The organism is Bacillus sp. HNG (assembly GCF_003400205.1).
Lineage (GTDB): Bacteria > Bacillota > Bacilli > Bacillales > Bacillaceae_L > Ferdinandcohnia.
In genome coordinates this window covers 1-12964 of record NZ_QUQV01000005.1, presented here as the reverse complement: position 1 = coordinate 12964, position 12964 = coordinate 1, and the positions used below count along the sequence as shown (strand labels likewise).

The 12964-nt window shown below is 37.0% G+C and carries 11 protein-coding genes and 1 rRNA gene; 8 read left to right on the top strand and 4 right to left on the bottom strand.

Annotated elements, in window-relative coordinates; translation table 11 throughout:
* Positions 1 to 126: 126 nt before the first annotated feature.
* Positions 127 to 816: a thermonuclease family protein gene (locus DZB84_RS10525; protein ID WP_116352221.1), complete on the bottom strand. Its 690-nt coding sequence runs from the start codon at positions 814 to 816 to the stop codon at positions 127 to 129.
* A gap of 183 nt (positions 817 to 999) precedes the next feature.
* Here DZB84_RS10525 and DZB84_RS10520 point away from each other — a divergent pair, with 183 nt between their 5' ends.
* From DZB84_RS10520 to DZB84_RS10510, 3 genes are all read left to right on the top strand, one after another.
* Entirely contained in the window at positions 1000 to 2490 is a 1491-nt protein-coding gene (locus DZB84_RS10520; protein WP_116352220.1) for a YcdB/YcdC domain-containing protein, read from the top strand.
* 181 nt (positions 2491 to 2671) lie between these two features.
* Positions 2672 to 3838, top strand: coding sequence for a translocation protein TolB (locus DZB84_RS10515; RefSeq protein WP_411266261.1), 1167 nt, complete (start codon positions 2672 to 2674; stop codon positions 3836 to 3838).
* A 178-nt stretch (positions 3839 to 4016) separates the two neighbouring features.
* On the top strand, positions 4017 to 4811 hold the full coding sequence (locus DZB84_RS10510) for a pentapeptide repeat-containing protein (RefSeq protein ID WP_116352218.1): 795 nt from the start codon (positions 4017 to 4019) through the stop codon (positions 4809 to 4811).
* A 43-nt stretch (positions 4812 to 4854) separates the two neighbouring features.
* Here the strand turns inward: DZB84_RS10510 and DZB84_RS10505 are convergent, their stop codons facing one another.
* Positions 4855 to 5460 (bottom strand): TetR/AcrR family transcriptional regulator, encoded by a 606-nt coding sequence (locus DZB84_RS10505; protein ID WP_116352217.1) that lies wholly within the window; start codon positions 5458 to 5460, stop codon positions 4855 to 4857.
* Between the two features lie 187 nt (positions 5461 to 5647).
* On the opposite strand from DZB84_RS10505, the gene DZB84_RS10500 reads away from it, so the two are divergent.
* Complete coding sequence (locus tag DZB84_RS10500) at positions 5648 to 6406, top strand: SDR family oxidoreductase (protein ID WP_116352216.1); 759 nt, start codon at positions 5648 to 5650, stop codon at positions 6404 to 6406.
* A gap of 514 nt (positions 6407 to 6920) precedes the next feature.
* Here DZB84_RS10500 and DZB84_RS10495 read toward each other — a convergent pair.
* The gene (locus tag DZB84_RS10495; protein ID WP_116352215.1) at positions 6921 to 7637 is read right to left on the bottom strand and encodes an SGNH/GDSL hydrolase family protein; all 717 of its coding nucleotides are present in this window, start codon (positions 7635 to 7637) and stop codon (positions 6921 to 6923) included.
* A gap of 259 nt (positions 7638 to 7896) precedes the next feature.
* Here DZB84_RS10495 and DZB84_RS10490 point away from each other — a divergent pair, with 259 nt between their 5' ends.
* Positions 7897 to 8805, top strand: a complete 909-nt coding sequence (locus DZB84_RS10490) for an AEC family transporter (RefSeq protein WP_116352214.1) — start codon at positions 7897 to 7899, stop codon at positions 8803 to 8805.
* A gap of 47 nt (positions 8806 to 8852) precedes the next feature.
* Here DZB84_RS10490 and DZB84_RS10485 read toward each other — a convergent pair whose 3' ends face one another.
* Complete coding sequence (locus DZB84_RS10485; protein ID WP_116352213.1) at positions 8853 to 9320, bottom strand: hypothetical protein; 468 nt, start codon at positions 9318 to 9320, stop codon at positions 8853 to 8855.
* Positions 9321 to 9587: 267 nt separating this feature from the next.
* Between DZB84_RS10485 and DZB84_RS10480 the strand changes: the two genes are divergently transcribed.
* From DZB84_RS10480 to DZB84_RS10470, 3 genes are all read left to right on the top strand, one after another.
* The gene (locus DZB84_RS10480; protein ID WP_116352212.1) at positions 9588 to 11321 is read left to right on the top strand and encodes an ABC transporter ATP-binding protein; all 1734 of its coding nucleotides are present in this window, start codon (positions 9588 to 9590) and stop codon (positions 11319 to 11321) included.
* Between the two features lie 618 nt (positions 11322 to 11939).
* Positions 11940 to 12494 (top strand): nitroreductase family protein, encoded by a 555-nt coding sequence (locus DZB84_RS10475; protein ID WP_116352211.1) that lies wholly within the window; start codon positions 11940 to 11942, stop codon positions 12492 to 12494.
* A gap of 382 nt (positions 12495 to 12876) precedes the next feature.
* Positions 12877 to 12964, top strand: a 16S ribosomal RNA gene (locus tag DZB84_RS10470); the annotation flags it as partial.

The following is a 12964-nucleotide window of genomic DNA, read 5'->3' as shown; positions in this document are numbered from 1 at the left end:
CAAATCATTCACTCCTTAAGTTCTATTTCTAGTAAAATATATTCCTTTTTCAGGGGATTATTCTTTGGGTGTTCTTTATTAAGAATTTATATGATGCAAAAAAGGATAAGGGAGAAACCTTATCCTTTACTGTATGGCATCCATATTATACGGTCGGTCATAGCCCGCATATCCTGGAATTGACCAAATCCCAGTCTTGGACGCTTTTGCTTGCTCCATTGCGGCCCTATAGTCATCTAGATATTTTTGATCTTCGTAGATGTACCTGACTGTTAGTAGACCTTCTTCAAGCATTATTTCCTGAATGTTCTCACCAGAGGGAAGGAACCCATATACGAGCAGGCGATCATACTTATCGCGACTATCGCCTTTGCCTAACTCAAGAACAATTTCTTTTCCTTTTACCAATTCATTTAAAAAGTCCCGGGCTTCTTCTGCATACGGCATTGGCCCACCTTTGATTTCGCTAGAATCTACTAATAAAAAACGAAGTGATTCTTTTTGTCCGTTCACAAACGCTTTACAAGTATCACCGTCATAACAAGATTCAATTTGTGCGGTTACAATTTTATCTTCATTCACCTCATCGGGTAACTGTGTGAGCACCTCAGTAAGGTTTTCAATTTCTCCAGCGAATTCAGCAGCATTTCCAACCGCATCACTTATTTGTTCTAGTTCCTGGGAACCAACGATTTCGCTTGCTTGTTCCACTTTGTCAGCCAGTTCCTGAATTCCTTTTACATCAACGGATTCCGCACAAGCTGAAAGAAATGTGATACAAAGTAATAGCAATGTTGTTTTTAATACATTCTTCATTTTTTCTCCTTTACTAACTTATCAATAGTACTAATCAATCATATTTAATCCCACAATAATTTCAAGTGATTTTGTTAAAAATGATTCCATAGTAACAGGCTGGAAGTAATATGTAAAATACATATTTTAAAAGGCTATGAAAATGCTACAATATCAATATTATGAAAATTATGGGGGACAATGATGAGCAAAGTCTTTGAGAAGTTAAAGCCTTTTTTACCCGTAAAAGCATATGAAAAAGCTTCGGATTTTGATGAAGATTGTTTTGACATTTTTGAAGTAGGAACAGATGAACGATTCGGAAGTTATTCATTAAATGAAAATGGGGAACTTTTAGGGTTTTCGTTAATCGGAGATGCGCCTGAGGGTAATCATTCAAAAGAACAAATGGCAGCGAATGCGCAAAAATTCGTTGATACCTTCTATCCAGGTCAGAAGGAATATGAACTCTCGGGAATCTTGGATCTAGATAATCCGTATATGATTACCTATGAAAAAAGGGATGGAAAATACGGTAAGTTTTTGCATAGTACGGGTTTTACAGTGTCCGTTTCGACTTCCGGAAAAATCTCAAGCTTTTATTGTGCAGACGAAGAATACGAGGTTCGTTATACGGATTTCGTTGTTTCGGAAGAGGAGGCTTTGGAAACATACATCGAAGGATTAGACTTTGAGTTGAAAATTCAGCAATTTGATCAGGAAGTGTATAAAAATGGAGATAACCAGTACCATCTGGCTTATAGCGTGATTGAACAAGTGATGGATATTCCTATTGATGGCTCTGACACGTCGAGTATTCATGAAGGACATGACCTGGAATCGGGAATCCAAAAAAGAGATACTCCGATTCAACCCATATATGAATTAGTGGGTGTAACGGCTGAATTCAAGCTTTTGGATAAACAAGTAGCGGAAGGTAGGCGTATTGAAATCTGGTCTACGCTTAAGAAGGTTGCCGAATATTCCTTTAATATAGAAGATACCGATGACCATGTTATGAAGCTTTGTTTTGATGAAAAAACAAATCTGCTTCTAGAGGTTTTAAGTGGTGAGGAGCATAAAAATGATGGAGTGGAAATGGGGTTAAAAACTGCAAGGGAGAGGGCGCTAGACGTTATGTTCAAGCTTATTCCCGACACGCATGAAAGGTTCCGCTTAGAGGTTCCTGAATATGAGAATGAAGATTTGGAGTACAATTTCGATGAGTTCGAAGAAGAAGATTTTGAAGACCATGAATTCATCGAAGAATTTGATGAGGATAATTTTGACGAAAATGAATGGGAAGAAGATTTTGTAGAACAAGAAGATAGTTACACGTTTTATTTCCATTTGCAGCATCAAGGAATTCTTGTTGATCAGCATGTGTCACTTCTTTCAGTAGGGAAGTACTCGGGAAAAATAACACATTTGAGCTTAGACCTTCCACCAGATGAGCACTATGCCAAGCTACCTACGAAAGCCGTTATTTCTAAAAGTGAAGCAAAAGATATCTATAAAAAGCATGTGAAAATGGAGCTAATGTTCATTCGTGAATACTATGAAGAGGGGACGTCCATTTATACACTTGCTTATGTTCCAGAATTTCCTGATACAGTAGGGAGTGTCAGAGCTATTGACGCGGTTACCGGTAAGGCGATGTATGTTGATGTGGGAGATGCGACATTTTTAAAATAATTGGATAGTGTGGGAGATGGACTGCAGTAGCAGTCCATTTTTTGGTTTTTTCACACCCCTTTAGTTCCCAGATAATCCCTTAGCATTCCTACTCATAACTTGGTGAATCTAGTAGTAGGAGGGATTGAATTTGGGAATTCGACTATTGATACTACTAACTCTCATCTTTTGTCATTTTTCAATGATAGCAAATGCAGAAGCTCCACTAACAGCTGCATTTATCCGTGATCATCAGTTGTGGATCAAAACAGGCAATCAAGAAATCCAAATCACAAAGGACCGGTACGTGTATTCTCCAAAGTGGTCATATGATGGTCGTTTTATTGGGTTTATTGATGGTGATGAAAAGGGAGAAAAATCGGATTTATACATTTACGATACAAAGGAAAACGAGATTTACCAACCTTACTTAAGGGTGGTGACATCTGATTTTAAATGGTCCCCAATAAAAAATCAGCTGGCTTACACTGATCACGGGCTTTTAAATGTCACCAAAATGAAAAATGGTCGCCCGCAAGGATTTGAAAATGTCTCACTAGGAGTTGGCGGTTTTGAGTGGTTCCCTAATGGGAAAGAATTTATCGTTTCTTCACAATCTAATTTGCTTCCTACAGGGTGGAGCCCTATCCCACTTTTTAGAATTCCAGTAGATGCAAATCTTGCGAAAGAAAAAATGAAGCATTTATATACGATTCAAACGAAAGAACCTGAATTGTTTGGGATTGATGCTGATTATTTTAAATGGAGTTCAGATGGAAAATGGGTAAGTTTTTTATTGATACCTACAGCTTCCTGGTCCATGGATAGCAACACATTATGTGTCCTATCATCAAAAGGAGAACAGTTTCAGGCAGTAGGAAAAATGTTGGGGTTTAATGATTGGTTTAAGTGGGCTCCAACAAGTGATCGATTAGCCTATATTTCAGGGGAAGGAAGATTTTTTGTTGAGAACAAAAAAATGAAAGTTGCCGATATCCCCATTATGAAACAGCAGAAGGAGTACACGCCTAAAGGATTTGTAGATCTTGATTTGGAATGGTTCTCCAAAGATGTGGTGATAGTGAATCGTGCGAAAGAAAATAAGGAGTGGAAAGAAGGACCTGTGCCAACAATGTTCACTTCACTTTATGCGATTAATATAAAAACAGGAGAGCAGGAGCAAATTTCTTTTCCTAAGGAGAACGAACTTGATGAAAATCCTCAAGTGGTTGACTCTTACCTATCTTGGTTTCGCAAGGTGGCAGAACAAAATACAGGGGATGTATGGGTGAAAAATGGTGTAAATGGCCAAGAGCAAATCTGGCTTAAAAATGTGGATTCTGCTCCAACCTTTTTTTCGCAAAAGTAAAATCCTTAACAAAGGGAGTTCGTGTTATAAACACCCAATCCCTTTTATCGATGGGACAAGGGGACAGGTACATTGACCCAAACTAAAACTGGATAAAACTAACAATTTAACTGTATTCAATGAATCACCTTTCATTTATACTTGATATAAATGAATCTGTATGTGGAAGTGTGATAGAATGAATGATTATTTAATGTCAGATTGTACGAATTGTTTCGGTCTATGTTGTGTAGCTTTACCTTTTGCGAAATCAGCAGATTTTCCATTTAGTAAAGACGGTGGAGAGCCCTGCCGAAATTTATGTTCCGATAATCGCTGTAAGATACATGATCAATTGAGGGAAAAAGGGTTTCGTGGATGTGTTTCCTATGAGTGTTTTGGAGCAGGACAACATGTATCACAGGTGATCTATAACGGGCATGATTGGAGAAATAATTCAGAGCATGCTACCGAAATGTTTGCGGTATTTCCACTCGTTCAACAGCTTCATGAAATGCTTTGGTATCTTGAACAAGCTCTCAGACTTAAGGAAACACATTCATTTCATTCAAGTCTTCAAGACATGTATAAAGAAACGTTGATACTAACAGAAAGAGCGCCTGAAGAAATTTTAGAATTAGATATGGGTGTACATAGGAGTAAGGTTAATCAGTTATTATTGAAAACTAGTGAGGTTTACCGCAACGGCCAACGTAAAAAAAGAAACAAGAGACTAGATTACGTTGGAGCAAATCTAAAAGGTGCAGATTTACAAGGGTTTAGTTTTCGGGGAACACTGATGATTGCAGCTGATTTAAGTCATGCAGATTTAAGAAAAGCGGATTTTATTGGGGCAGATCTCAGAGATGTGGACTTAAGCAATGCGAACTTAACAGGTGCACTTTTTCTAACACAATCACAATTAAATTCAGCAAAAGGAAATGCTCATACAAAAATACCTGACTACTTAAAAAGACCAGATCATTGGGTATAAGTGTGGAACGCGGGGACAGGTACCTGTCCCTTTGACCCAGCTACTATTTGATCACTGGCTTCACTACTGATTCCGCCCGATTATACCTAATAATCTCAAGGAGTTGCTCTGCCATGAAGTGGGGGCTGTACTTAAATCCGCTATTGATCCATTCAATTACCATTCCTAAGATTGCATATGCTTGATAATTGGCATGAATTTCCCTATCAATTTTTGGATCGTTGAGTGTGTTATGTAAATCAGATAAAGCGAGCTCCTTTAATACGGAACAGAACTTATTCTGAAATCCTGTTAAGGTGCTAGTTTTGACGATATGTGAATAAAAGTTTGCGTATTTATAGACATGATCAAATATTTTCACTGCTGACGTAGTGAGCTTTTTAATCTCAAAAATTTCGACACCTTTGTATGGTTCTCGATAGGATTGAATCAAATCATCGATAACCTCATCCATGATTTCATGCAGAATGTCTTCTTTATATTGATAATGCTTATAAAATGTACCCCGATTTAGGTCTGCCTCACGTACAATATCTGAAATCGAAATGTCCTTAAAATCCTTTTCATTCATTAAAGTTAAAAGTGCATCCTTCATGGCTCGCTTCGACTTTACAATTCTCCGATCAAGATAGTTATTATTAATAGACATAATTGTCCTCCGATGTATGATATTTTAATATAATGTACAATTTTATATGCTTTTGTTCATTAATGTACGTTTAAGCTTGTATTTGCTGATTGAAAACGTTCTATTAAGCTAATTATACTAGAGGTAGTTGTTGATTAGTAAACAACTGTTTATTAAAATGCATTCTATCATAATTGGAGGAATGAACATGAAACTTGAGAATAAAGTATCGGTTGTTACGGGTGCTGCTTCTGGTATGGGGAAAGCAATTGCGATTCTTTATGCAAAAGAAGGTGCGAAAGTAGTTGTTTCCGATATCAACATTGAGGCCGCAAAAGCAACAGTTGAAGAAATTAAGGCAATCGGTGGAGACGCTATTGCGGTTATGACGAATGTGGCTAAAGAAGAAGACATTCAAAACTTAATTAATACAGCTGTGAATACGTATGGCACAGTAGATATTTTAGTAAATAATGCAGGAATTATGGACAACTTTGAACCAGCGGGGGAAATCATCGATCAAAACTGGGAAAGAATTTTCGCGGTTAATACAACTAGCGTGATGCGTGCAACTCGTAAAGTGCTGCCAATCTTTTTAGAGAAAAACGCTGGGGTTATTATCAACGTAGCTTCTGCAGGTGGACTTCAAGGTGCAAGAGCGGGTGCTGCTTACACAGCTTCTAAGCATGCGGTAGTTGGATTCACAAAAAACACTGGGTTTATGTATGCGCAAAGTGGTATTCGTTGCAACGCAATCGCACCAGGGGGCGTTGAAACAAACATCAGCGCATCAATGACAGGTCGAAGCGATTTTGGAATGGGTCGCATTATGCCAGGTTTGGCCATAAATCCACGTAATGGGAAACCAGAAGAAATCGCCAAAATTGCTCTATTCTTAGCAACAGACGACGCAAGCTTCGTAAATGGAACAGTTATCACTGGAGATGCTGGGTGGACGGCGTATTAATAGATGAAAAAATGCTTGGGTCAACGTAAAGTGGACCCAGCATTTTTGGTACACGGGGACAGGTACAGTCCCCAGAGATTGCTATTTATTTTTTATTATTCTCATGTACTTCTGCAGTATGTTTCACCATTTTTTTAGAATCTTTTTGGTTAGGTTTTATATGTCCTTTTGCATCTACTTTTGAATCCCTTAACATTTTATCACCCTCCTAAAATCAATGCATATTACCTTTATTTTCCCAAGAAAGGCCTCTATTATTCTAATGAAAGATAGATAAAGCAAACGCCAAAAGATGGGTGTTTAATCTATCTTAAGTCGTAAGAGAACGATTTCAACAATGGGTAATACAAACAAGTCGTCTATTATGTAGTTGGTAAACAGTTTTTGTAAGATAATAATGGAGGGAAGAAGAAAGAGTAGTGTTCTTAAGTTTTTGTGATTGGACTTTTAAATGAGAGAGAGCCGGACGAAAGTGTTGACTCTCTCTCTAATTAAAAAGAAAGAATGTTAACATTTAGTAGTCATTCTTGCTCTTATCTATCTTTTTCCAAAACTCTTTTGCGATGATTTGATATCCTTCGGTACTTAGGTGGATATTCGTTGGATTTGGAAGAAAAGTTTCATAGTCTTTGGCAATAGCTTTACTTGTCGGAATAAATGTATCATTATTCATTACAGCAACCTTTTCGATTACTTGATTTAGTCGATCTAATAAAGGAATTAATGCTTGCTGTTGTTCTTCTGGTAAATGTGGGAATGGGAAGTAATAGCCCATGACATATACTTTAGCACTTGGATTTAATCGTTCAATAGCACCTAAGATACCAAACAAATTCGCACTTACTTCTTCTAATGCCTGTGGAATTTTATCTGGAGTATTCAAGAGTCGTAAAATATCATTCGCACCGATATCAATGGTTACGTATTCTGCTTCACGAATTTTCGTTTGAACATCAAACCTCGTCATATCATGTAAGACATTTGTTGAGGTATAACCGGGAACACCAAAATTTTTAAAACCAACTGTGTATTGGGACTGTTCAAAACGCTCAACTAAAAATTCGGCGTAGCCTTTATCAATTTCATTATATGGTGTTGTACCAGCAGCTAATGAATCCCCTAAAGCTACATAATCAATGTTCTTTTTTACAGGTCCTTTCGCAAAAGCCGAGACTGGTATGGAAAGGAATAATGCAAACAAAATCAGACTAAATAAAATTTTCTTTAGCACTTTATCTCCTCCTCTTTGTTCTTAATTAAGAACTATTTATATTATAACAATTTCACTAATTATTTGTAAATGTGTTAAGGCAAAGACTCTTAATAAGTTTTTATTACCAAAAAGATACTTAACCTTATTAAACGAGAGACAGGGTTATTGGATAACAATATGACCAAATTATCGTATTGCTGTCGCGGTACCTGTCCCTCTGACCCAGTATGCAGTATACTAGTATAGTATTTTTAGGTAGTTAGAGGAGCATGCAGGTATGAATGAGGAATTTCTTTATATTATGATGATTATTGCACTAGGGTATATTTTGAAACGGATTCACGTGTTGAAAGAGGAGGATGGCGGGGTAATATCAAAGATTATTTTTAAAATTACGCTTCCAGCACTTGTGCTTGTGACGTTCGATCGGGTTGAAATCGAAACAAACCTCATTTTAATCCCAATTATTGTACTTATCTATGGGATTGTTGTTTCATTATTAGGCTTGCTTATTTTTAAAAATGAGGAAAGAGAGCTTAAGGGCTCTTTTTTAATGATGTCATCTGGGTTTAATGTCGGTTTGTTCGCATTTCCGCTTGTTTACGCGATTTGGGGAATGAGTGGATTGACATATTTTAGTATGTTTGATGTGGGAACCTCTGTCATTGTCTTTGGGATCGCCTATATTTTGGGAAGCTACTTTTCGAATGAAGGGTTAAGTTTAAAACCTTTGGAGATTGGAAAAAAGCTTTTGAAATCTATCCCGTTAATGTCCTACGTGATTGCAAGTATTTTAAATCTCAATCACATTAAATTACCAGATATGGTGATTGAGGTGGCAAGTACTATTTCAGCAGCAAATATGCCATTAAGCTTACTATTATTGGGTCTTTACTTGAATTTCAAATTTGAAAAACAATTTGTAAAACCGATGCTGAAATTTTTAACATTCCGATACGGTGTAGGCTTGCTTGTTGGAATTACATTATTATTTCTGCTTCCATACGATGATAGGTTTCGCTACACGATCTTACTAGGTCTGTTACTTCCAGTGGCTTCATCGTCAATTCCATTTGCGGTTGAGTTTAAATACAGTAACGAAAGCATTCGACTAATCGCTACTGCAACGAATATTACAATTTTAGTGAGTATAGTAATCTTATATGTGTTTGCGAATTTTATCTAAGAAAAGACCTGACTTTGGGCAAAATGTAAGGACTGAGTTTGTGCAACTCAGTCCTGTTTTTTTGCTTGTTTTTTCATATCAAACATACCTGTTGAAATCTCATTTAGTTTATTAAGGAAACGATTAAAGCCAAATCCAACAAAAAAAGCGACACTGACTTGAGCATATGGACCATCAATATTATCAGCGAAGTCAATCATTAAAATACCACTTTGGATAAGGTTAACGGCGATGACAGCCGTTCCTGTTGCAAACAGCGGAAAGAAAATATACATTATCCAGTGCCTCGGATCAATAAATTGGTCATTCATATAATGGGAACAAAACATATATAGATGCCTTAGCGATCCGCCAATGGCGCCAGCGAAAAAATAATACAAAAAGGGTTCAATTTCTGCTAACTTGGGATATGTTTCTTCAAACACACCAATCCACAATACACCTACAGCTAAAAAACTCCCGAAAAATAAAATGGAAAGGTACGCTAAAATCAGGATCTTAACCCATCTTTTCATATGAACACCTCATTTACACCATTTTATGGGCGTTTATGGAAAATGGTGCATAGATTTTAGGTGGCAGATAGATAGGCAAGTTTGGTGTCGCATGTCTTGATTCAAAAAGATTTAATAGAACAGTATCTGCATGTATAAACGATTAGTAGAAATGAGGATTAAAAGGTTATGATATAAAGAGGAAACCATAGGACAATGTATCAACTGTGTAACTTTTTTAAATTTGGTTCGTACGTATGGGATAGAGTTTTTATGGAGGAGTTTCAAATGAAAAATAAAGATAATGGGTTGAAGCCGTTTTTTCGGTTGATTTTATCGACGAATATACCAAAGACAGCCTTAACGGTTGGGTTAATCGGAAGTATTATCACGACATTTGTAGGACTGTCGATTCCGTTATTAACGCGGGAACTCGTTGATGGGTTTTCGGGGATTTCCGTTAATGCCATACTTGTTGCCGTGATTGCAGCCGTGTTTATTTTACAGGCTGTTATTGACGGGGTATCGACTTACATGCTTGCTGCAGTTGGGCAACGCATTGTAGCACGTCTTCGTGAAAAAATGTGGGAAAAACTTATTCGTTTGCCAGTCAGTTATTTTGATAAGCAACAAAGCGGGGAATCTGTGAGCCGAGTCGTAAATGATACGGGCATTGTAAAGGATTTAATCTCGCAACATTTTCCGCAATTTATCACCGGGGTCATTTCGATTATTGGGGCAATTATTATTCTTCTCATCATGGACTGGAAAATGACGCTTCTTATGCTCATTTCAGTACCACTCACCATGATCATTATGATGCCACTTGGTCAAAAAATGGCGAAAATATCACGAGGGCTACAGGATGAAACTGCGACATTTTCAGGTAAAATTCAACAAACCATTAGTGAAATTCGCTTAATGAAATCATCAACAGCTGAAGGTTTTGAAGAAGAAAAAGGAATAAGCGGGGTTCGAAATCTACTTACATATGGTTTAAAAGAGGCGAGGATTTTCGCGCTAATCGGTCCGATTATGTACACAATTGTCATGATTATTATTGTGGTCATCATCGGGTATGGGGGAATCCGTGTCGCAAATGGGACTATGACAACAGGATCTCTCGTTGCATTCTTACTATATCTGTTTCAAATCATTTTTCCTATCACTTCATTTGCAATGTTCTTCACTCAGCTTCAAAAAGCAAAAGGTGCGACAGAGCGAATTATTGATATCATTGAACTTCCATTAGAGGAAGGGCAAAAAGGAAAAGACATCGACATTTCAAATTTACCAATTCATGTGGAACATGTTTCTTTCGCGTACAGTGAAGAAGAACCGGTTATCCACGATGTTTCATTTGAAGCGAAGCCTGGTCAAATGATCGCATTTGCTGGACCAAGTGGTGGAGGTAAAACGACGATGTTTGGTTTACTGGAACGGTATTACGAGCCTACTTCAGGCGAAATTCGGATTGGGAACACACCAATCCACGAGCTTTCGTTAGAATCATGGCGAAGTCAAATTGGCTATGTCTCCCAGGAAAGTGCGATGATGGCGGGAACCATACGGGAAAATTTATGCTATGGCTTGAAAAATGCGGAACAAATATCAGATGACCGACTATGGGAAGTTGCAAAAATGGCCTATGCCGATGAATTTATTCGTGCATTTTCAAATGGATTAGATACAGAAGTAGGCGAGCGTGGAGTCAAATTATCAGGTGGTCAGAGACAGCGGATCGCAATCGCGAGGGCGTTCCTTCGTGATCCGAAAATTCTCATGATGGACGAAGCGACAGCAAGCCTTGATAGCCAGTCCGAAAGCATTGTTCAAGAGGCGCTATCAAGACTCATGAAAGGACGCACCACCTTTGTTATTGCTCATCGATTATCGACAATCGTTGATGCCGACCAAATCATTTTCATTGAAAAAGGGATGGTGACAGGAAAAGGAACACACCAAGAATTGATTGAGGCGCATGAGTTGTACAGAAGTTTTGCTGAACAGCAACTGACATAAATTGATCCATAAATTCATAAATGATTTAAATAAAAAAGTGAAAAGCAATATTATCAAATGAGATTACAAAGGAATTATGTTAAAGATCCGAATACTAAGCGTAATAAATGCAAGTTGGTAAGTTCCTTCCCTCCATTTAGGAGGGTTTTTTAATTTTAACAAATGAAAGCTTTATACGAAATATAACAGTCTCTTTATAAAAGATTGTTTGGTTCATCAATAATTAGGCAAACTATATTTATCCTAATAAATGAAACATTTTTCTATTGAGCAAAGGAGTGATTTTAATTGAAAGAGAGCGCAGAACAAAGATATTGTACAAAATGCCAAAAGGAGACTACACATAAATTTAGGGAGGATGCTCTAGAAATAGAGTGTATCTGTACAGAATGTAATAAACAAGAAGACATTGTTAAGACCTTTTTCTAAATTAGCCACTTATTGAGTAGTGGCTTTTTTTATATAATTTATTTTAATTTACGATTTCCTCATCTTTATAAGCAAAACCTATTAAAAAGGAAAAAAATATGGCTATACGTATTTTCAAACATGTTCGTATACTATTTAGTCTTTTATATGTATAGACTTTTAATAAGTAGTTATTATAGGAGGGATTGTATGGATGTTCATGAAGCGATAAGGACACGTCGAAGCTTTGGGCTAGTGAAAGATGTAGAAGTGGAAATAGAAAAAATAGAAAAAATCTTAGAAGCAGGAACGTGGGCTCCCTGTCACTTTAGAACTGAACCTTGGCGTTTTTTTGTCTTTCAAGGAGAGGGAAGGAACTACCTAAGTGAGGTGTTACTTAAAATTGCCAAGAAGAATGGTGAAACTGAGGAGAAAAAGCTTGAAAAGATTCAAGCCAAACCATTTCGGGCACCTGTGATTATTGCGGTTGCTGTTGAACCAAGTGAAAATCCAAAGACAATAAAAATAGAAGAATATGGTGCAACATACGCTTGTATTCAAAATATGTTACTGGAAGCACATAGCTTAGGAATCGCTGGATTCTGGCGAACAGGAAAGCCAACCTATGATCCATTAATGAAAGAATTTTTCGGTCTATCCGAGAATGGTGAAGTTCTTGGTTTCCTCTACTTTGGTTATCCATTACGGAGTTTACCAGAAGGAAAGAGAAGGTCATTCGAACCACTTACAAAATGGATAGGATAGATTTTATTTTAAAAGTCGGATAGTACCACATCAAATAATATGCTTTGTTAAAAAGTAGTTTAAAGGTATCTGTTATAAATATAGTTATGGAATAATTTGGACGTTGATAAGATGGAGGTGAGATGCTATTATAAATTTTGTTATTTCGTTTTGAGAAATACGAGATTGACACACATCAATCATTATGTTAATATAGTAAAGATGAGTTTGCGATTTGAAACAAATTGATAAACTTAAAAAGCTATTGACATTAGAATTTAGAAATGATATATTAGTATAACTTCCTTACGAGGAGTTATTAACAAAAGTTCTTTGAAAACTGAACACAATACAAGCGTCAACGTTAATTCTAAGTAACAAACTTATTGAGCAATCAATACTCTTATTGGAGAGTTTGATCCTGGCTCAGGATGAACGCTGGCGGCGTGCCTAATACATGCAAGTCGAGCGAATCTGAGGGAGCTTGCTCC

Bases quoted from the DNA above. Each gene is read 5' to 3' on its own strand.
- DZB84_RS10525 (WP_116352221.1), bottom strand. From the start codon at position 816: ATGAAGAATGTATTAAAAACAACATTGCTATTACTTTGTATCACATTT.
- DZB84_RS10520 (WP_116352220.1), top strand. From the start codon at position 1,000: ATGAGCAAAGTCTTTGAGAAGTTAAAGCCTTTTTTACCCGTAAAAGCA.
- DZB84_RS10515 (WP_411266261.1), top strand. From the start codon at position 2,672: ATGATAGCAAATGCAGAAGCTCCACTAACAGCTGCATTTATCCGTGAT.
- DZB84_RS10510 (WP_116352218.1), top strand. From the start codon at position 4,017: ATGAATGATTATTTAATGTCAGATTGTACGAATTGTTTCGGTCTATGT.
- DZB84_RS10505 (WP_116352217.1), bottom strand. From the start codon at position 5,460: ATGTCTATTAATAATAACTATCTTGATCGGAGAATTGTAAAGTCGAAG.
- DZB84_RS10500 (WP_116352216.1), top strand. From the start codon at position 5,648: ATGAAACTTGAGAATAAAGTATCGGTTGTTACGGGTGCTGCTTCTGGT.
- DZB84_RS10490 (WP_116352214.1), top strand. From the start codon at position 7,897: ATGAATGAGGAATTTCTTTATATTATGATGATTATTGCACTAGGGTAT.
- DZB84_RS10485 (WP_116352213.1), bottom strand. From the start codon at position 9,320: ATGAAAAGATGGGTTAAGATCCTGATTTTAGCGTACCTTTCCATTTTA.
- DZB84_RS10480 (WP_116352212.1), top strand. From the start codon at position 9,588: ATGAAAAATAAAGATAATGGGTTGAAGCCGTTTTTTCGGTTGATTTTA.
- DZB84_RS10475 (WP_116352211.1), top strand. From the start codon at position 11,940: ATGGATGTTCATGAAGCGATAAGGACACGTCGAAGCTTTGGGCTAGTG.